The 19,723-nt window shown below is 66.9% G+C and carries 18 protein-coding genes and 2 pseudogenes; 12 read left to right on the forward strand and 8 right to left on the reverse strand.

Annotation, left to right across the window (positions count from 1 at the left end):
• The 5 genes and pseudogenes from infB to P7D22_RS18455 form a co-directional block, all read left to right on the forward strand.
• On the forward strand, positions 1–2,307 hold a 2,307-nt coding region (gene infB / locus P7D22_RS18435; protein ID WP_319935720.1), incomplete at its 5' end, for a translation initiation factor IF-2.
• Between the two features lie 132 nt (positions 2,308–2,439).
• Positions 2,440–2,871, forward strand: coding sequence for a 30S ribosome-binding factor RbfA (gene rbfA / locus P7D22_RS18440; RefSeq protein WP_319935721.1), 432 nt, complete (start codon positions 2,440–2,442; stop codon positions 2,869–2,871).
• A gap of 94 nt (positions 2,872–2,965) precedes the next feature.
• Complete coding sequence (gene truB, locus P7D22_RS18445) at positions 2,966–3,880, forward strand: tRNA pseudouridine(55) synthase TruB (RefSeq protein WP_319935722.1); 915 nt, start codon at positions 2,966–2,968, stop codon at positions 3,878–3,880.
• 92 nt (positions 3,881–3,972) lie between these two features.
• On the forward strand, positions 3,973–4,905 hold the full coding sequence (locus P7D22_RS18450) for an arginase family protein (RefSeq protein ID WP_319935723.1): 933 nt from the start codon (positions 3,973–3,975) through the stop codon (positions 4,903–4,905).
• A 4-nt stretch (positions 4,906–4,909) separates the two neighbouring features.
• Positions 4,910–6,345, forward strand: a pseudogene (locus tag P7D22_RS18455) (MFS transporter).
• A gap of 44 nt (positions 6,346–6,389) precedes the next feature.
• On the opposite strand, the gene P7D22_RS18460 reads toward P7D22_RS18455, so the two are convergent.
• Entirely contained in the window at positions 6,390–6,908 is a 519-nt protein-coding gene (locus P7D22_RS18460) for a DUF3455 domain-containing protein (RefSeq protein ID WP_319935724.1), read from the reverse strand.
• Positions 6,909–7,148: 240 nt separating this feature from the next.
• On the opposite strand from P7D22_RS18460, the gene rpsO reads away from it, so the two are divergent.
• The 3 genes from rpsO (at position 7,149) to P7D22_RS18475 (ending at position 11,252) form a co-directional block, all read left to right on the forward strand.
• Positions 7,149–7,418, forward strand: coding sequence for a 30S ribosomal protein S15 (rpsO, locus tag P7D22_RS18465; protein WP_319935725.1), 270 nt, complete (start codon positions 7,149–7,151; stop codon positions 7,416–7,418).
• Between the two features lie 216 nt (positions 7,419–7,634).
• Positions 7,635–9,767, forward strand: coding sequence for a polyribonucleotide nucleotidyltransferase (gene pnp / locus P7D22_RS18470; protein ID WP_319935726.1), 2,133 nt, complete (start codon positions 7,635–7,637; stop codon positions 9,765–9,767).
• Positions 9,768–10,223: 456 nt separating this feature from the next.
• A complete protein-coding gene (locus P7D22_RS18475; protein WP_319935727.1) occupies positions 10,224–11,252 on the forward strand; it encodes a glycosyltransferase in 1,029 nt (342 codons plus the stop codon).
• Between the two features lie 9 nt (positions 11,253–11,261).
• Here the strand turns inward: P7D22_RS18475 and fabI are convergent, their stop codons facing one another.
• The 3 genes from fabI to fabA are packed head-to-tail and all read right to left on the reverse strand — an operon-like array spanning position 11,262 to position 13,900.
• On the reverse strand, positions 11,262–12,107 hold the full coding sequence (fabI, locus tag P7D22_RS18480; protein WP_319935728.1) for an enoyl-ACP reductase FabI: 846 nt from the start codon (positions 12,105–12,107) through the stop codon (positions 11,262–11,264).
• Between the two features lie 9 nt (positions 12,108–12,116).
• A complete protein-coding gene (gene fabB, locus P7D22_RS18485; RefSeq protein ID WP_319935729.1) occupies positions 12,117–13,340 on the reverse strand; it encodes a beta-ketoacyl-ACP synthase I in 1,224 nt (407 codons plus the stop codon).
• Between the two features lie 38 nt (positions 13,341–13,378).
• The gene (fabA, locus tag P7D22_RS18490; RefSeq protein ID WP_319935730.1) at positions 13,379–13,900 is read right to left on the reverse strand and encodes a 3-hydroxyacyl-[acyl-carrier-protein] dehydratase FabA; all 522 of its coding nucleotides are present in this window, start codon (positions 13,898–13,900) and stop codon (positions 13,379–13,381) included.
• Positions 13,901–14,062: 162 nt separating this feature from the next.
• Here fabA and mutT point away from each other — a divergent pair, with 162 nt between their 5' ends.
• Complete coding sequence (gene mutT, locus P7D22_RS18495; protein ID WP_319935731.1) at positions 14,063–14,467, forward strand: 8-oxo-dGTP diphosphatase MutT; 405 nt, start codon at positions 14,063–14,065, stop codon at positions 14,465–14,467.
• A gap of 50 nt (positions 14,468–14,517) precedes the next feature.
• On the opposite strand, the gene P7D22_RS18500 is transcribed toward mutT, so the two are convergent.
• Genes P7D22_RS18500 through tsaD form a run of 3 tightly spaced genes read right to left on the reverse strand, consistent with a single transcriptional unit; the run spans position 14,518 to position 16,964 of the window.
• Positions 14,518–14,931, reverse strand: a complete 414-nt coding sequence (locus tag P7D22_RS18500) for an EVE domain-containing protein (RefSeq protein WP_319935732.1) — start codon at positions 14,929–14,931, stop codon at positions 14,518–14,520.
• A 15-nt stretch (positions 14,932–14,946) separates the two neighbouring features.
• The gene (locus tag P7D22_RS18505; RefSeq protein ID WP_319935733.1) at positions 14,947–15,930 is read right to left on the reverse strand and encodes an NAD(P)H-dependent glycerol-3-phosphate dehydrogenase; all 984 of its coding nucleotides are present in this window, start codon (positions 15,928–15,930) and stop codon (positions 14,947–14,949) included.
• Complete coding sequence (gene tsaD / locus P7D22_RS18510; protein WP_319935734.1) at positions 15,930–16,964, reverse strand: tRNA (adenosine(37)-N6)-threonylcarbamoyltransferase complex transferase subunit TsaD; 1,035 nt, start codon at positions 16,962–16,964, stop codon at positions 15,930–15,932. The genes P7D22_RS18505 and tsaD overlap by 1 nt, the downstream gene beginning before the upstream one ends.
• Positions 16,965–17,073: 109 nt before the next feature.
• Here tsaD and hemC point away from each other — a divergent pair, with 109 nt between their 5' ends.
• Positions 17,074–18,006: a hydroxymethylbilane synthase gene (hemC, locus tag P7D22_RS18515; protein ID WP_319935735.1), complete on the forward strand. Its 933-nt coding sequence runs from the start codon at positions 17,074–17,076 to the stop codon at positions 18,004–18,006.
• A 3-nt stretch (positions 18,007–18,009) separates the two neighbouring features.
• Entirely contained in the window at positions 18,010–18,720 is a 711-nt protein-coding gene (locus tag P7D22_RS18520; RefSeq protein ID WP_319935736.1) for a uroporphyrinogen-III synthase, read from the forward strand.
• On the opposite strand, the gene P7D22_RS18525 is transcribed toward P7D22_RS18520, so the two are convergent.
• Positions 18,717–19,232 (reverse strand): hypothetical protein, encoded by a 516-nt coding sequence (locus tag P7D22_RS18525; RefSeq protein WP_319935737.1) that lies wholly within the window; start codon positions 19,230–19,232, stop codon positions 18,717–18,719. The two genes, P7D22_RS18520 and P7D22_RS18525, sit on opposite strands and share 4 nt — an antisense overlap.
• A gap of 81 nt (positions 19,233–19,313) precedes the next feature.
• Here P7D22_RS18525 and P7D22_RS18530 point away from each other — a divergent pair.
• Positions 19,314–19,723, forward strand: a pseudogene (locus P7D22_RS18530) (primosomal protein N'); the annotation flags it as partial.

Raw genomic sequence — 19,723 nt, forward strand, 5'->3', positions numbered from 1 at the left:
CGTCCCGTCCCACCGCGGGGCGGCATGGTGCTGCGCACGCTGACCGAGGAAGAGCGCGAGGCTCGGGCCCGCGCACTCGCCGGCGCCAAGACCCGTGAAGAAGAAGACCGTCGGCGCGCCGAACTCGATGCGAAGATCCGCAACGAGAAGGAAGCGCTCGATCGTGCCGACCGCGAGGCGGCCGAAGCCCGCAAGCGGGAAGAAGATGCCCGGCGCGCCCAGGAAGCCGAATCGAAGCGCAAGGCCGAGGAAGAAGCGCGTCGCCGCCTGCCGCAGACCGATGCGGCCGGCCAGCGCCGCCCCGTGGGCGCCACGACCGGCACCGACGATGCCGCGCGCGGTCCGGCGCCGCGTTTGCGCAACCTCGCGCCCCCCCGACAGGTGCTGCCGGCCCGCACGCCGCGCAGCGGCGAAAAGAGCCGTGGCCGCCTGACGGTCGCCAATGCGACGTCGGAGCAGGAAGATCGGACCCGTTCGGTCGCGGCCTTCCGCCGCCGCACCCAGCGCCTGACGCGCGGCCAGGTGGCCGAGCAGAAGGAAAAGATCGCCCGCGAAATCGTGGTGCCGGAAACCATCACCATCCAGGAACTCGCGAACCGCATGTCGGAACGCGCGGTCGACGTCATCCGCATGCTGATGAAGCAGGGCCAGATGGTGAAGATCAACGACGCCATCGATGCCGACACGGCCGAACTGATCGCGCAGGAACTCGGCCATACCGTCAAGCGCGTGTCCGAGGCTGACGTCGAGGAAGGCTTGTTCGACGAGCCCGACGACGAGGAGAACATGGAGCCGCGGCCGCCGGTCGTGACCATCATGGGCCACGTCGATCACGGCAAGACCTCGCTCCTCGATGCTATCCGCTCGGCCAGCGTCGTGTCAGGCGAGGCTGGTGGTATCACGCAGCACATCGGCGCCTATCAGGTTATCGCGCCGAGCGGCATGCCGATCACTTTCATCGACACTCCCGGTCACGCGGCCTTCACGGCCATGCGGGCCCGTGGTGCCAAGGTCACCGACATCGTGGTGCTGGTGGTGGCGGCCGACGACAGCGTCATGCCGCAGACCATCGAGGCGATCAGCCATGCCCGCGCCGCCAAGGTGCCGATCATCGTGGCGATCAACAAGATCGACAAGGCCGACGCCAAGCCCGAACGCGTGCGCAGCGAGCTGTTGCACTACGACGTGCAGGTGGAAAGCATGGGCGGCGATACGCTCGAGGTCGAGGTTTCGGCGACGAAGCGCATCAACCTCGATCGGTTGCTCGAGGCCATCGATCTGCAATCCGAAGTGCTCGATCTCAAGGCCGATGCCGATCGGGCTGCCGATGGCACCGTGATCGAGGCCCGCCTCGATCGTGGCCGGGGCCCCGTGGCTACCGTTCTGGTGCAAAAGGGCTCGCTCATTGTCGGCGACATCGTGGTGGCCGGCACGGCCTGGGGTCGTGTTCGCGCCATGTTGGACGATCAGGGCGAGACGGTCGACATGGCCGGGCCGTCGTTCCCGGTCGAACTGCTTGGCCTGTCCAGCGCCCCCGAGGCGGGTGACCGTCTCGCCGTGGTGGAAAGCGAAGCGCGCGCTCGTGAGGTTGTGGAGTACCGCGAGGGTTTGCGACGCGAGAAGCTGGCCGTTCGTGGCGGCCAGGCTCGTGGCACGCTCGCCGACATGATGAGCCAGATCAAGACCGCCAACCGCAAGGAAATGGCGCTGGTCATCAAGGGCGACGTGCAGGGCTCGGTCGAAGCCATCATCGCGACGCTCGACAAGCTCGGCAACGACGAGGTCAGGGCCCGCGTGGTGCATTCGGGCGTCGGCGGCGTCACGGAATCGGACGTCACCTTGGCTCAGGCGTCGAATGCCGTGATCCTCGGCTTCAACGTGCGAGCCCACAAGGAAGCCCGGTTCTCAGCCGAACAGGCTGGTGTCGAGATCCGCTACTACAACATCATCTACAACCTCGTGGATGACGTGAAGGCGACCATGTCCGGCATGCTGCCCCCGACGCTCCGCGAGGAGATGCTGGGCAATGCCATGATCCTGGAGGTGTTCAACATCTCCAAGATCGGCAAGGTCGCCGGTTGCCGGATCACCGACGGCAATGTGCAGCGCGGCGCCGGCGTACGGCTCATCCGCGACAACGTCGTGGTGCACGAGGGCAAGCTGTCGACCCTCAAGCGCTTCAAGGACGAGGTCAAGGAAGTGCTGGCCGGTCAGGAATGCGGCATGGCCTTCGAGTCCTACCAGGACATGCGCCAGGGCGATGTGATCGAGTGCTACCGCGTCCACGAGGAAAAGCGCACGCTTTAATCCGCGACTATCCAAGAGCCGCAAGGGAACGACATTGTCGCTTCCTTGCGGCTCTTCGTTTTTGATCTCTACCCAACCTATCCATCTTCGTCGCGTTGAGGCCCATGGGCCGTTCGCGAAACAGGTCAGGTCATGTCACGTTCTCATCATTCCGGTGACCAGCCGTCCCAGCGCATGCTGCGGGTCGGCGAGCTCATCCGCCACGTCGTCGCCGATCTTCTGTCGCAAGGCGTGGTCAACGATCCTGTCCTCGACGACCATGTGATCTCCGTGCCGGAGGTCCGCATGTCGCCCGATCTGAAGCTCGCCACCGTCTTCGTGATGCCGCTTGGCGGCAAGGACGTGAATCCGGTGCTCGAAGCGCTCGATCGCAATCGCAAGTTCATGCGGAGCGAGGTCGCCCATAAGTGCACGCTGCGGTTCGCGCCCGAGCTGCGCTTCCGCGTCGATGAAAGCTTCGACCGCGGCTCCCGCATTGATACCCTGCTCAATTCACCCGAAGTGCAGCGCGACCTGGCCGTGCTGGGCGAGGATGACGACGAGGCGCCGCAGCGGCCGCACTGATCGACGGGGCCGACACGTCGCCCTTCGATGATCGCTCCACAAGGCCGGGCTTGCCCGGCCCTTCTTCTTTCCGGACCAAGCACAAAGCCGTTTGATGAACCAGCCCAGGGGTCAACACCGTAACACGCGCAACGAGGTCAACGGCTGGGTTGTCTTCGACAAGCCGGTCGGCATGACCTCGACCCATGCGGTGAGCCGCATGAAGCGCATTTTCAACGCCAAGAAGGCGGGTCACGCCGGCACCCTCGACCCGCTGGCATCCGGCATCCTGCCGATCGCACTCGGCGAGGCCACCAAGACGGTGCCTTTCGTTCAGGACGGCGAGAAGGCCTACCGCTTCACGGTGCGCTGGGGCATCCAGACCAACACGGACGACACCGAAGGGCACCCTGTGGCGCAATCGGACGCGCGGCCCGACACGGATGCCGTGCTCCGCGCCCTGCCGGCCTTCGTCGGCACCATCATGCAAAAGCCGCCTGCCTTCTCGGCCATCAAGGTGGATGGCGAACGGGCCTATGACCGGGCCCGAGATGGCGAAGCAGTGGAACTGCCGCCGCGTCCCATCACCATTCACCGGCTCGACCTCATCGCTGTGCCGAGCGCCGACGAGGTGGTGCTCGAGGCTCGCTGCGGGAAGGGCACCTATGTGCGGGCGATCGCGCGCGACCTTGGGCTGATGCTGGGGTGCTTCGGGCATGTCACGGCCTTGCGCCGCACCCGCGTCGGCCCCTTTTTGGAACAGGACGCGGTCGGCCTGGACGTGCTGGATCACCCCGATGGTCCGCAGGGCCTCCTCTCGGTCGAAGCCGGCTTGAGCGAGGTGGCCTGCGTGCCGGTGAACAGGGGTGATGCCGTGCATCTCCGCCGCGGCCAGCCGTTGATCCTGCGTGGTCATGACGCTCCGTTCGAGGGCATGGCATTCGCGGCCTGTGGCGGCATCGTGGTGGCGTTCGGCCCTATCGAGCAAGGGGCCTTACAGCCCCATCGGGTGTTCAACCTGCCGTTCTGAGGTTCGGCTTCACGCCGTTTAGCGGTCCTCGCGGGCCACTGCGGGAACTTTCCTTGCGCCTTGATGGTCTGGCTCAGGGAGAGCGAGACCGCATGGTAGAACCGACGACGTTCATCGGCCTCAAGGCTGTCTCGCTGGACGATCTTCAAGCGGCGGCCGTCGTCGTGCTCGGCGCCTCTGAAGCCTCACCCTATCAGCATGGCGTCGCCAGCCATTCGGCTCTGGGTCCGCGCCTGATCCGCGAAGCGTCCTCCGAGTTTGGACCTTCGCTCAGCCAGTTCGATTTCGACCTCGACGCGACGATGTTCCCGACCGAGGGCGATGATCGCGGCATGGTGGATGCCGGCGACATCGCCACCTCTCCTTTTGATCCGGAAGGCAACCGAACCCGCATTCGGGACAGCGTCACCGCCGTATTACGAGCCGGTGCCGTCCCGGTGCTGCTCGGCGGCGACGATTCCGTGCCCATCCCAATGCTGCAGGCGTACGAGAATCACGGCCCGATCTGGATCCTGCAGATCGACGCCCATGTGGACTGGGGCGACGTGATCCAGGGCAATCCCCTCGGCTATGGCTCCACCATGCGGCGCGCGGCCGATTGTGCGTGGGTCGCGGGCATGGTCCAGGTGGGCATCCGGGGGCTGGGCAGCGGTGGCGCTTGGCAGCACGACGACGCGCGACGCTGGGGCAGCCATCTCGTCACCTCCTATGCGCTGCACCGGCAGGGGATCCAGGCTGTCCTGGCGCCGTTGCCGGCCGGCGCCCGCTGCGTCCTGTGCATCGATCTCGATGGGCTCGATCCGTCGGTTTTGCCGGCTGTCGCGATGCCGACGCCGGGCGGCTTGTCCTATGAGGACGTGATCGGCCTGATCCGGGGCGTAGCGGCCAAGGCCACCATCGCCGGGCTGGCGGTCGTCGAATATGTGCCGGAGCGCGACGACCGTTTTCGCCTGTCCGCCCTTACGGCCGCCCGCATCGCTGCCGTGACCATGGGCTGCATAGCCGCATCCATCGAGGCGTCCTGAGCCCGTGCCGAACCAAGCCCCCACCACCACCCTCATCCCGGCCCGGCTGGAGCGTCTGCGCTGGGGCCGCTTTCACAGCTTGATCGTCGCGGCGCTCGGCATCACCTGGATCCTCGACGGCCTCGAGGTGACGCTCGCCGGTTCAGTGTCGGACGCGTTGAAACAAAGCCCGACGCTGCATTTGTCGGATGCTGAGGTCGGCCTTGCCGGCACTGCCTATCTGCTTGGCGCGGTGGTGGGCGCCGTGGTGTTCGGCTGGCTGACTGACCGCCTCGGCCGCAAGCTATTGTTCTTTGTCACGCTCGGCCTTTACCTGACCGCCACCGCTCTGACGGGCTTTTCCTGGAACACCACGAGCTTCTTCGTGTTCCGCTTCCTCACCGGGGCCGGCATCGGCGGTGAATATGCGGCCATCAACTCGACCATCCAGGAGTTCGTCCCCGCCCGTTATCGTGGCTGGACGGACCTTTGCATCAACGGTTCGTTCTGGATCGGTGCGGCCCTTGGGGCCGCGGCTCTCTGGTGTTCCTCGATGGGTCCTGGCTGACGACCGAACATGGTTGGCGCGCCTGTTTTCTCATTGGCGCCGCGCTCGGCCTTGCCATCCTGCTGATGCGGACCTGGGTGCCGGAGAGCCCACGCTGGTTGGCACTACACGGGCGCGCCGAGGAGGCCGACGCGATCCTTAATGATATCGAGGCACACGTGCGGCAGCATGGAGGGGACACGCCGCCCGTCACCGCTGACAAGGCCATGCGCTTCACGCCGCGCGACCACACGCCGATCGGCGAAGTGTTCAAGACGCTGTTCGAGACGCATCGAACCCGAACCCTGGTCGCTTTGACGCTGATGGGGGCCCAGGCATTCTTCTACAACGCGATCTTCTTCACCTATGCGCTTGTGTTGACGCGCTATTACGGCGTCGCCGGTGGTTCGGTCGGTTGGTACATTCTCCCCTTTGCACTCGGCAATTTTCTGGGGCCATTGTTGCTGGGCCGGTTGTTCGACGTGGTCGGCCGTCGCCCGATGCTGGTGATCACCTACGGTCTTTCAGGCATTCTTCTGCTGATCAGCGGCGGCCTGTTCCTGGCGGGATGGCTCACGGCCACCACCCAGACCATCGCCTGGATGGTAATCTTCTTTTTTGCCTCGCCGGCCGCCAGCGCCGCCTATCTCACAGTGAGCGAAACCTTTCCGATCGAGATGCGCGCCTTTGCCATTGCTGTGTTCTACGCGGTCGGCACGGCCGTCGGCGGCGCGGCGGCGCCTTACTTGTTCGGTTTGCTGATCGGCTCGGGATCGCGGCTCAACCTGTTCTGGGGCTATGCCTTCGGTTCGGCGTTGATGCTGGGTGCCGCCGTGGTGGCGGGCCTCTTCGCCGTACGGGCCGAAGGCAAGTCGCTTGAAGAGGTGACGACGCCGCTGTCGGCGAGCGCCTGAGCCTACCCCATTCTACTCCACCGTCTGGCGAATGATCCCCGCCCTTAACTGAAGAACAGATAGTCGGCCGCGTAGGGAACGGCTTTCATATCGCCAGCTTGCGGGCACGCACCTTCGAGAAGGCCGCCGACGGTGTGCAGGCGCACAACTAGTGCGGCCTTGTTCAGCGCCCCCTCACCACGATGCGCGACAACCTGCAATGCGAGCCAGGGGATGTCGGCCCCGGTGGCACCGGCATGGCTCGCCGCCACTTTTCCGGTGATGCCGCTGCCGTCCGCAAGATCCCAGTTCGGTCCCGCATAATGCCGCCCGACCGTCTTGTCGCCGTCGAGCAGCGTGGCCACCGGCTCGCGAAAACTCCAAGTGAGCGCCCCATCGGCATTGGCTTTACAAACGTAGATCTGGGGCCCGACCCCGTGCAGGATCACGATCGTCTGACGCCCGGCCACCATGAAGGCTGCGGGAACGTCGTCCAATGGCGCAGCATCCGCAACAGACCCACCGAGTGTGAGGCCGGCGAAACACAGCGAAGCGACGCGTAACAATCGTGCGGCGAAAAACATGCGCGCTCTCATGATCGTGGGTTACGCTGGATTACACGCCATGCAGGCCTTGGCCGCAAGGCGCCTCGACACCGCGAAAGCACTGGTGTTCTTTGCCGCGTTTCGCTATGCAGGCCCTACCGCTCGGACCTGTCCGGGCGCGATGCCCGTTGTGGGGCTGCTGGACGACATCCCGGCTCCTCCCTTGATGGGTGTCCTTGTCGCGGCCGAGCCGCATCCTCGAAACACGAAGGACTCCCGATGTCGATCACGGCCGAGCGCAAGACCGCGCTCATGAAGGAATATGCGACGAAGCCGAACGACACCGGCTCGCCGGAAGTGCAGGTGGCGATCCTGACGGAGCGCATCGCGAACCTCACCGGTCACTTCAAGACCCACGTCAAGGACAACCATTCGCGCCGCGGCCTGCTGCAGCTCGTTTCGCTCCGCCGGTCGCTCCTCGACTACGTGAAGAAGCATGACGAAGCCCGCTACCGCTCGCTGATCGAGCGCCTCGGCATCCGCCGCTAAAACGGCAGACCACGCGGCTCCGCCCAAACGGTCGGGGCCGTTCTCGCACCGCGGGTAACCTCGCGATTGATCCAGGCAGGCCGCAGGGGCGGTCCGCCAGCCATCGGCGACCAGTGCCATGGCAGGATCGCCAGGGACTGACGGCGACCCAATCGCCCCAGCCTCTCGCCGTTCTGCGCATGGCCGCTCGGGTCGCCTGACCGACAAGGCATATCCATGTTCCACATCGAACGCGAAGAGATCGACTGGGCCGGGCAGAAGCTCGTGCTCGAGACCGGCCGCATTGCCCGTCAGGCCGACGGCGCCGTGCTGGCGACCCTCGGCGAAACCACCGTGCTGGCCACCGTCGTGTCGGCCAGGAAGCAGAAGCCCGGACAGGACTTCTTCCCCCTGACGGTCAACTACCAGGAAAAGACATTCGCGGCCGGCCGCATCCCGGGCGGCTACTTCAAGCGCGAAGGGCGCCCGTCCGAGAAGGAGACGCTGGTTTCCCGTCTCATCGACCGGCCGATCCGCCCCCTCTTCCCCGAGGGATATCTGTTCGACACCCAGGTGGTCGTCACCGTGTTGTCGCACGACATGGAGAACGATCCCGACATCCTGGCGCTTGTGGCGACCTCGGCGGCGCTGACCATCTCGGGGATCCCCTTTATGGGCCCGGTGGGCGCAGCCCGTGTCGGTCAGATCAACGGCCAGCTCAAGCTGAACCCCTCGATCGACGAGATGAAGACGTCCACGCTTGATCTCGTGGTCGCGGGCACGGTGGATGCGGTGCTGATGGTCGAGTCGGAGGCTCGCGAGCTTTCCGAAGACGCCATGCTCGAGGCCGTGATGACCGGCCATCGTGGCTTCCAGCCGGTGATCGACGCCATCATTCGATTGGCCGAGAAGGCCGCCAAGGAGCCGCGCGAATTCGAGTCGCCCAGCAAGGATGCCGCCGAAACGCAGGTGCGTGGCATCGTCGAGGACGAGTTGCGCAAGGCTTATGCGATCACCGCCAAGGCTGAACGCTACAAGGCGGTCGATGCCGTACGCGCCAAGGCCACGTCGCATTTCGCCCAGCAGAGCGAAGGTGGACTGTCGAAGGAGGCTGTCCTCGAGGCCTTCCATGACCTGCAGGCCAAGGTCGTCCGCTCCAGCATCCTCGACAACGGCACCCGCATCGACGGGCGCGATCTGAAGACCGTGCGTCCGATCCTGGGCGAGGTCGGCATCCTGCCCCGGACCCATGGCTCGGCCTTGTTCACCCGTGGCGAAACGCAGGCCATGGTGGTGGCGACGCTCGGCACCGGCGAGGACGAACAGTACATCGACTCGCTGGAAGGCTCCTACAAGGAGCGCTTCCTGCTGCACTACAACTTCCCTCCCTATAGCGTCGGCGAGACCGGCCGCATGGGCTCGCCCGGCCGTCGCGAGATCGGTCATGGCAAGCTCGCATGGCGCGCCATTCGCCCGATGATGCCGCCGGCGGCCGAGTTCCCCTACACGGTCCGCATCGTGTCGGAGATCACCGAGTCGAACGGTTCGTCCTCGATGGCCACCGTGTGCGGCGCCTCGCTGGCGCTGATGGACGCCGGTGTGCCGCTGAAGCGGCCGACTGCCGGTATCGCCATGGGCCTCATCAAGGAAGGTGAGCGCTTCGCGGTGCTCAGCGACATCCTTGGTGACGAGGATCACCTTGGCGACATGGACTTCAAGGTGGCCGGCACGGCCGAGGGCATCACCTCGCTGCAGATGGACATCAAGATCACCGGCATCACCGAGGAGATCATGAAGGTCGCGCTCGCCCAGGCGAAGGACGGCCGGCTGCACATCCTTGGCGAGATGGCGAATGCCATCACGGGCGCCCGTTCGGAGCTCGGCGAGTTCGCGCCCCGCATCGAGACGCTGAAGATCCCAACCGACAAGATCCGCGAAGTGATCGGCACCGGCGGCAAGGTCATCCGCGAGATCGTCGAGAAGACCGGCGCCAAGGTCAACATCGAGGATGACGGCACCGTCAAGGTGGCCTCCTCCGATGCCGCCTCCATCACGGCCGCCATCAACTGGATCAAGTCGATCGCCAACGATCCGGAGATCGGCGCCATCTATGAGGGCACGGTCGTCAAGGTCGTCGATTTCGGCGCCTTCGTGAACTTCTTCGGCGCCAAGGATGGCCTCGTCCACATCTCGCAGCTCGCCAAGGGGCGCGTCGCCAAGACCTCCGACGTCGTCAAGGAAGGCGACAAGGTCAAGGTGAAGCTCACCGGCTTCGATGATCGCGGCAAGGTCAAGCTGTCGATGCGGGTCGTCGATCAGGCGACCGGCGAAGACCTCGAAAAGGCTGGTGCGGTGTCGGCCGAGGGCTGATCCGCCTTCAACGCTGCAAGGATAAAAAAAGCCGTCCCGGGGCTCCGGGGCGGCTTTTTCAGCTACCAGCCCACCTTGATGGCGATCTGTCATTCACGCTCATTCCGGGGCGGCGTAGCCAAACCCGGAACCGGTGTGCTCCAGCCTGCGACGCCCAGGTTCCCCGGTTCCGGGTCCGCGCTGCGCTCGCCCGGAATGACGGGATCAGCGATTATCAATCGCAGCTCAGTCTAAGATGCGCAGTCTAGATCGATCCGATCGAACCCTGACGCCGTGATGAGTCCCGGTTCCGAAGCCCACGCCCGAACCGTCACCTTCGAGCCTGCTCAAGGGCACTGGCTCATCGTTAAGCATCTACGGCAAATTACCCTCCGCGCACCCGGTCGTTTCAGCCCGCCTTAAGACGCCCAGCCGAAACCATCGACGCTGGGCGCGACATGGCCCTCGGGGTGTTTCATGGCGTCGTCATCTCCGGTCCTCGAGCTGCAGCAAAGCCTCGGTGCGCGATTTGGCGGCGGCTGGCGGGCCGATCCGCCAGCCGAAGCGCCTGGGCGCGGTCATCGGCCCCGCGTGGCCGTGCTGCTGCCCTGCCGCAACGAAGAGGCCAGCATCGCGGCCGTGGTGGCGGATTTCCGCCGCGCCCTGCCAGACGCCGTCATCGTGGTCTACGACAATGCTTCGACCGATAGAACCGCGGCGGTCGCGGCGGCGGCTGGCGCCGCGGTGTTTCGCGAAGTGCGCCCCGGCAGGGGCCACGTGGTTCGCCGCATGTTCTCCGACGTCGATGCCGACATCTACCTGATGGCCGATGGCGACGGCACCTATGACGCCGCCTCGGCCTCGCAGCTCGTCGCCCTGGTGGCCGAGAATGGCTTCGACATGGCGGTCGGCGCGCGGGCCGGCATCGCCCAGGACGCGCATCGGCCCGGCCATGCGGTCGGCAACTGGATCTTCAACCGCCTTTACCGCCGTTTGTTCGACAACGGCTTCGGCAACATCTTTTCGGGCTATCGCGCCTTCTCACGCCGTTTCGTGAAAAGCTTCCCGGCGCTGTCGTCCGGCTTCGAGATCGAGACCGAAATGTCGGTTCATGCGCGCCAGCTCCGGCTGGCCGTGACGGAACTGTCGTTGCCCTACGGCAAGCGGCGAGACGGCTCGGCCTCCAAGCTGCGCACCGTCCGTGACGGGGTGCGGATCTTCGCGATCCTGCTTTACCTGCTAAAGGAAACCCGGCCGTTGTTGTTCTTCGGGATGGCGGCGCTCGTCACGGCCCTTGTGGCTGTGGTGTTCGCGCTGCCGCTGTTCGACACCTTCATCACCAGCGGCACCATTCCTCGGCTGCCAACCGCCATTCTGTGTGCTGGCCTCGGCATCACGGCGGCACTACTGGCGGTGTGCGGCACGATGCTCGACAGCGTCGCCCGGGGGCGGGCCGAACAGAAGCGCATGCTGTTCCTGGCGGTGCAGCAGAACCGCCAGGGTTGAGCAACCCCGCTATTCGGCTTCCTCGGCCTCGGCCCGGGTCGATTCGCCGGACTTCAGATTCTCCGACCGCGGCATGCCGACGAAATTGTAGCCGGCATCGACGTAGTGGACCTCGCCGGTGACGCCGGACGACAGGTCGGACAGCAGGTACAGGGCCGAGCCGCCGACGTCATCGATCGTCACGGTGCGCCGCAGCGGCGCATGCGCCTTGGTATAGTTGAACATGAAGCGGGCGTCCGAGATGCCGGCGCCCGCCAAGGTGCGGATCGGCCCCGCCGAAATGGCATTGACGCGGATGGCCTCGGGCCCGAAATCCGCCGCCAGATAACGCACGCTCGCCTCGAGCGCCGATTTTGCGACGCCCATGACGTTGTAGTTCGGCGTCACCCGGGACGAACCACCGAAGGTGAGCGTCAGCAGCGAGCCGCCCTGCGGCATCAGGGCTGCGGCGCGCTTGGCCACCTCGGTGAACGAGAAGGCCGAAATCACCATGGTGCGGATAAAGTTGGCGCGGGTCGTGTCGGCGTAGCGGCCCTTCAGTTCGGTGCGGTCCGAATAGGCGATGCCGTGCACCAGGAAGTCGATGGTGCCCCACTTGTCCTTCACGGCCGCAAAGGCCTCGTCCACCGTGGCGACGTCCTCGACGTCGCACGGCAGCACGAAATCCGAGCCGAGCGACTGTGCCAGCGGTTTCACCCGCTTGCCCAGCGCTGCGCCCTGATAGGTGAAGGCGAGTTCCGCCCCCTGCCCGGCCAGCGCCTTGGCGATGCCCCAGGCGATGGAATGATCGTTGGCGACACCCATCACGATGCCGCGCTTGCCGGCCATCAGGCTGGGCCGCGAATTGTCCGTCATGGCCGCGCCTCAGAGATCGGGATGCTGGAATACGAGCGCCGCATTGGTGCCGCCGAACCCGAAGGCGTTGGACAGCACCGTGCCGAGCTTCACATTGTCCTGCCGCTTGCGCACGATGTTCATGTCCGCGAAGGCCGGATCGATGTCGTCGATGTGGGCGCTCTCGCAGATGAAATCGTTGTTCATCATCAGCAGCGCGTAGATGGCCTCGTGGACGCCCGTGGCCCCTTGCGAGTGCCCCGTCAGCGACTTGGTGGCCGAAATGGGCGGGCATTTGTCACCCGCCCCGAAGACCGTGCGCAGCGCCTCGATCTCCTTTTCGTCGCCCTTCGGCGTCGAGGTGGCGTGTGGGTTGATGTAGTCGATCGGCGCCTTCACGTCGCTCAGCGCCGCCCGCATGCAGCGGATCGCGCCTTCGCCCGACGGCGCCACCATGTCGTAGCCGTCCGACGACATGCCGAAGCCGACGATCTCGCCATACACCCGGGCGCCTCGGGCCAAAGCGCGGTCGCGCTCTTCCAGCACAAGCACGCCGCCGCCAGCCGAAATGACGAAGCCGTCGCGGTTCTTGTCGAAGGCCCGGGAGGCTACGGCAGGGCGATCGTTGTAGCCAGACGACATGGCCCCCATGGCGTCGAACAATTCCGACAACGTCCAGTCGAGTTCTTCGCAGCCACCTGCGAACATCACATCCTGCTTGCCGTAGCGGATCGCCTCATAGGCGGAACCGATGCAATGGTTCGAGGTCGCGCAGGCCGAGGCGATGGAATAATTGATGCCCTTGATCTTGAACCAGGTCGCCAGCGTGGCCGAGGAGGTGGACGACATCGCTTTCGGCACCGCGAAGGGGCCGATCTTCTTGATGCCCTTGGAGCGTGCCGTGTCGGCGGCCTCGACGATCGTGCGGGTCGAAGGACCGCCCGAGCCGGTGATGATGCCGGTGCGCTCGTTGGAAATATCCTCGGGCGCCAGCTTGGCATCCGCGATCGCCTGGTCCATGGCGACATGGCACCAGGCCGATCCGAGCCCGTGGAACCGCATGGCCCGTCGGTCGAGCACCGTTTCCGGGTTAAGGGTCGGGGCGCCCACCACATGCGAACGGAACCCCATCTCGGCCTGCACAGGCGAGAAGGTGATGCCCGAGCGCGCATCGCGCAGGCTTTGCAGCGCTTCCGCGCAATTGTTGCCGATGGAGGAGACGATCCCCATCCCGGTCACGACGACGCGGCGCATTGTCACCTCAATTGTGTTGATCCGCTCACAGCGGACGATCAGGCCGGTGCGATTTCGGGCTTGAACAGCCCGACCCGCAGATCCTTGGCCTCATAGATGCGACGGCCGTCGGCCTCAAGCCAGCCGTCCGCGATGCCGAGTACGAGCTTGCCCTTAAAGACACGCTTCAGGTCGACACCATAAACGACCTGTTTCACCGAAGGCGTGACCTGATCGGTGAACTTCACCTCGCCGACGCCGAGCGCCCGGCCGCGGCCGGGCAAGCCGAGCCAGCCGAGATAGAATCCGCACAATTGCCACAAGGCATCGAGGCCAAGGCAACCCGGCATCACCGGATCGTTCTTGAAATGGACCGGGAAGAACCAGAGGTCCGGCGATACGTCGAGCGCAGCCTTGATGAAGCCCTTGCCGTTGGCGCCGCCATCCTCCCGGACTTCCTCGATCCGATCGAACATCAGCATGGGCGGCAGCGGCAGCTGGGCATTGTTCTGGCCGAACAGCTCGCCCCGCCCGCAGGCCAACAGGTCTTCACGATCGAAACTCGAGCGCTTTTCGCTCATCGTGGCTGTCGCTTTCCCCGGTATCGGCGGTGTAGGCTCGATGCGCGCCCACCTTCGGCCGCTTCCCTAACATAGGGTTTCCGCCGCCGAAAGCGCGAGCCGCATCCAGCGGCCACTCTCCCGCACCCCGCGTTCGAGTGTGCCCGACATCGAGGACTGATCTTGCGCCTGCTGCTTGTCGTCGCCGTGAGCCTCGTCGATGCCGACAACCGCGTCCTGATCGCCCAGCGACCAGCCGACAAGGCGCTCGGCGGCTTGTGGGAGTTCCCGGGGGGCAAGCTCGAGCCCGGCGAACGTCCCGAGCAGGCGCTGATCCGCGAGCTCGACGAAGAGCTCGGCATCGCTGTGGAGGAAGCCTGTCTGGCGCCGCTCAGCTTCGCCAGTCACGCCTATCCGGACATGCACCTGTTGATGCCGCTCTATATCTGCCGCCGTTGGGCCGGCACACCGCAGCCGCGCGAAGGCCAGGCGCTGAAATGGGTCCGGCCCCGCGCCCTGCGGGACTATCCGATGCCGCCCGCCGACGCACCGCTGATCCCGGCGTTGATCGATCTGTTGGGGCCTTGAAGGGAAACGGCTAGCCTGATCGAGAAACAGCCTGCGTCATTGCGAGGCCGTCAGGCCGAGGCCATCCCCAGCACCGTCGCCCATTCGGCCTCGGTGACGGGCTGTACCGACATGCGCGAGTTCCGCACCAGCACCATGTCGCCAAGGGCCGAAGTGCGTTTGATCTCTTCCAGGCTGACAGGTCGCGCCAAGGCGCGAACGACGGTGAAATCCACCATGCCGAACTTGCCCGACGCATCCGTGGGGTCCGGGTAATAGGTCCGGCTCACGGCCACGATGCCGACGATCTCCTTACCGTGGTTGGAATGATAGAAGAACGCTTCCTCGCCCATCTGCATGGCCATCAGGTGCTGCTTGGCCACGTGATTGCGGACGCCGTTCCAATGGGTGCCCTTCGGCCCCGCCTCGATCTGCTGGGTGAAGGACCAGCTCGACGGTTCACTCTTCACAAGCCACTTGGCCATCGGTTCTCCTGCGCCTCAATGCTCGGCCCGGGGCGGCCGGGCCAGCAGCGCCTCGATGGCATCATCGACACTCGATTCGCCAGCCAGCACGGCGGCAACGCGCTCGACGATGGGCATCGCGACGCCGAGCCGCCCGGCCGCGGCCCGCAACGCGGGTGCGGTGGCGGCGCCCTCGACGAGCCGACCGCCCGCGGCCGCCTCGGGCGTGGCATCCTGGCCGAGCGCAAGCCCGAAGGCGAAGTTGCGCGACTGCGCCGAGCCGCAGGTGAGCACGAGATCACCGAGGCCTGACAATCCCATCAGGGTTTCGGGACGGGCACCGGACGCCTGGCCGAAGCGCGACAGTTCCGCAAAGGCGCGCGCCATCAGGGCAGCTTGCGCGCTGGCCCCGAGCGCACGGCCGGCCGCGATGCCGCACGCGATGGCAAGCACGTTCTTGGCGGCGCCGCCGATCTCGACACCGGCGAGGTCGTCCGTGTGATAGACGCGAAAGCTCGGTGTGGCGAGCCGCCGGGCGATAGTTGCAGCGACCGCGAGACTGTCGGCCGCGAGCGTCACGGCTGTCGGCAGCCCCGCCCCGACATCGGCCGCGAAGCTCGGCCCCGACAGCGCGGCAGGCGGCCGGCCCGGGCAGCAGGCCCGCACCACCTCGGCCATCGAGGCGCCGGAACCGCGCTCGAGCCCCTTGGCGCAAACCACCACGGGGGTGCCGGGCCGGATGGCAGCATCAAGCGTCGTCAGCGTGTCCCGTAGCGCCTGGGCCGGCACCACGGCCAGGATGAGGTCGGTGCCCCGCAAGGCTTCGGGGTCGGCCGTCACTGCGATCGTGGGCGGCAGCGCCACGCCGGGAAGGTCGCGGGCATTCTCGCGCGCGCCATGCAACCGTGCGGCCCAGGCGGCCGAGCGCGACCACAGGGTCACCTCCTCCCCGGCGCGGGCGGCCACCAGCGCCAGGGCCGTGCCCCAGGCACCGGCGCCCAGCACGCCGATGCGGGCCATCAGGCCTTGCCGTAGAGCGGCCAGCGCGGGCGCGCCGCAAAGGTGAAATCGTCCGCAAGGCCGAGGTCGAGCCGCTCGATGCCGGCCCAGGCCAGCATGGCGCCGTTGTCGGTGCAGAGTGCGGGCGGCGGCACCACCAGCGGCACGCCGCTCTCGGCCGCCAGGCGGGCGAGAGCGCGCCGCACTGTCGCATTGGCCGCAACGCCGCCGGCCGCGACGATCGCCTGCGCACGGCCCGCCACCTTGCGAAACGCCCCGAGCCCCACGCGGGTACGGTCCACCACCACATCCACCACGGCGGCCTGGAACGAGGCGCAAAGATCCGCCACCGCGTTGTCGCTGAGCGGCGCGATGCGGTCCGCCTCAAGCCGCACCGCGGTCTTCAGACCCGAGAGCGAGAAATCCGGGCTCGGCCGCCCCAGCATCGGCCTCGGGAACGCAAAGGCTTCCGGGTCGCCGCCATGAGCGGCACGTTCGAGCGCAGGACCGCCCGGATAAGGCAGACCCAGCATCTTGGCGACCTTGTCGAAAGCCTCGCCGATGGCGTCGTCGAGCGTTGTGCCGAGACGCACGTAGTCTCCCACCCCGAGCACCGCCACGAGCTGCGTGTGGCCGCCCGACACGAGCAGCAGCAGGTAGGGAAATGCCACATTGTCGGTCATGCGGGCCGTCAGCGCATGGGCCTCGAGATGGTTGACGGCCAGCAACGGCTTCCGGCTGACCAGCGCCAACGTCTTGGCGGTCGTCAGGCCGACCAGCAGGCCGCCGATCAGCCCCGGCCCGGCCGAAGCCGCGATGCCGTCGAGGTCGTCGAGCGACACCTGTGCGGTCGCGAGCGCCGTGGCGATCAGGCTGTCCAGCACCTCCACATGGGCGCGGGCGGCGATCTCCGGCACCACGCCGCCGAACAGGGCATGCTCGTCGATCTGGCTCCGCACCACATTGGCGAGGATGCGTCCGCCGCCCTCCGGCCGCAGGGCCACCACGGCGGCTGCCGTTTCGTCACAGGTGGTTTCGATGCCAAGTACGCGCACCAGGGGCCTCGGGCAGGCTTTGCAAAGGGTCTCGCCCCCGTATAGTCGAGGCTTTCCGAATTGACGAGCGGGACCGCCCAGGCGGATCGCCCCGCGGGAGTGTCCCTGAGTGCCGGACGTGGTGTTGAGACTGGGAACGCGCGGCAGCCCCCTGGCGCTGGCGCAAGCGCGGGAAACCGCCCATCGGCTGTGCGCGGCCCATGGCTGGGCGGCCGATGCGGTGGTGATCGTTCCCATCCGCACCACCGGCGATGCGATCCAGGACCGCGCCTTGTCGGAGGCCGGCGGCAAGGGGCTGTTCACCAAGGAGCTCGACGTGGCGCTCGCGGATGGCGCCATCGACCTCGCGGTCCATTCGGCCAAGGACCTGCCGACCGTAATGCCGGACGGCATCTCCATCGTGGGGTTCCTGCCGCGCGAGGATGTGCGGGACGCCCTGATCGCCCGCGGCGCGTCGAGCTTGGCGGCATTGCCGGCCGGCGCCCATGTGGGCTCGGCCTCGTTGCGGCGTCAGGCCCAGCTGCGTCGGCTGCGCCCGGACCTCCGCGTGTCGCTGCTGCGCGGCAACGTGCAGACGCGGCTGGCCAAGGTCGAGGCGGGCCTGTTCGACGCGACGCTGCTGGCGCTGGCGGGCCTCAACCGCCTCGGTCTTGCCCATGTGGCCACGGCCATTCTGTCCACCGACGACTTCCTGCCGGCCGTCGGCCAGGGCGCCATCGCGCTGGCGATGCGGAGCGGCGACACGCTGCTCAACACCGTCGCGGCCGTGCTCGACCCTGACACCGGCACGGCCCTGCGCTGCGAGCGCGCCTTCCTGAGGCTGCTCGACGGGTCCTGCCGCACGCCGATCGCCGGCCATGCCCAGCTGCAGGACGGCCGCCTCGAATTTCGCGGCCTCGTGCTGTCGGAGGACGGCGCCCAGGCAATCGAGACCTGGGCCAGCGGTTCTGCCAGCGATGCGGAACGCCTCGGCCAGGAAGCCGCGCGCGACCTGCTCGGGCGGGCGCCGGCCGACATCCTGGCGCCTTTCCGGACGATCTGACGCGTGCGGGTCGCGGTCATGCGTGCCGCGGCGGACGGGCGTCGCACCGCCGCTCACCTCGCGGCGCGGGGTCACGCGGCCGTGCTGGCCCCCGTGCTGACCATCGTGGCGACAGGAGCTTGCTTGCGGCCAGAAACCACCGGCGGGCTGATCTTCACCAGCGTTCAAGCACCTCGGGTGTTGACTACCCATGCCGATAGGGCTGCCCTCTTGGACCTCCCCTGCTGGTGCGTGGGGCCACAAACAGCCGCCGCGGCCCGAACCGCTGGCTTCAAACGCATCCACGTCGGTGAAGGGGATGCGGCCAGTCTCGCTCGGGCGATCCTCGCCACAGGGGCCGACACGCGATGGACGCTTGCGGCCGGACGCGACCGCAAGCCGACACTCGAACGCGCCTTGTCGTCGGCCGGCCTCGCGCTCACGGTCGTCGAGGTCTACGCGGCCGAAGCCGCCACGCCCTGGACGTCGGCGATCGTGACGGACCTCGCAACCGCCAGTGCGGCGCTGCATTTTTCCGCCCGCAGCGCCAGCTTGGCGGTAGATTTCGCCGCCACGGCAGGCCTGGCTGATCGGTTTCGCGCGTGGTCGCATGTCTGCCTGTCGGACGATGTCGCGTCGGTCTTGCGCGATGCCGGTGTCATGGATGTCCGACCAGCATCACACCCCGATGAGCCGTCGCTGCTGGCCCTCCTCGGCAGCCGGGCCGTCGTCTAGCCGAGCGCTTTGAGCAAGGCGTCCCGGGTCATCTTGGATCGGCCGGGAATGTCGCGCCGCTTGGCCTCGGCGTAGAGGGCCGCCTTGCTGGCGCTTTCGCGCGAAGCGGGATGGTGATGGTCGCGATAGGGCGCCGTCTTGGCCGCCACATCGTCGGGCTGTGCCGAATGCTGCTGACCCTTGCGGGTATCGGCGCGCTTCTTGCGGGTGGTGCGGGCATAGTCTTCCGGGCTGAGGGCCTCGCGGGCTTTCTCGGGCAGGTAGCGCTCCCCCGTGTCGCCGCTGTCCTTGCCGGACTTCGTGCCCCAGTTTTCCTCGGTCCATTCGGTCAGGTGGTTGTCGGCGGATTTCTCGCCCTTGTATCCGCCACCCTCCTGCTTGTACTCATGGGTCGCGAGTTGGGCCTTGCGGGCCGACCATTGCCCGGCCTTGCCGCCCTTGTCCGACGCCGTGACCTCTTCCTTGATCTTGTTCCAAAGCTCCGGGTCCGACTTTTCCGCTGTGCTGCTCATGGGTGTCTCCGTTTTGGGCAAAACGGCGCCGACCCTCGAGTCGTGCCGGATGCCCTCGGCGCGAATCGCCGCAGCTATCGCATGAGCGACGACGGCGCACCGCCCGAGGCCCTGGTGGTCGAGGTGCTGATCCCGATGCCGGTCGAGGTCGCTTATTCGTACCGCGTCCCGGCCGGCCTCGATGTGCGGGCGGGAGATTTCGTCGCGGTGCCGCTCGGCCCGCGCGAAACCGTCGGTGTCGTCTGGGCTCACGAGGCCGTGGGGGCCGGGCGCGGCGCCAATCTGAAAGCCATCATCGGCAAGGCCGATCTGCCGCCCCTGCCCGAGCCGCTGCGCCACTTCATCGATTGGCTGGCGCGCTGGACCCTGACGCCGCGCGGCACCGTGCTGCGCATGGCCGTGCGCGCCCCGGCCTATGCGGGCCCCGAGCCGGTCAGGGTCGGCCTCGAGGTCGCCGGGCCGCCTCCCGGCCGCATGACGCCGGCCCGCAC

This window comes from Lichenihabitans sp. Uapishka_5 (genome assembly GCF_033947565.1).
Classification (GTDB): Bacteria; Pseudomonadota; Alphaproteobacteria; order Rhizobiales; family Beijerinckiaceae; genus Lichenihabitans.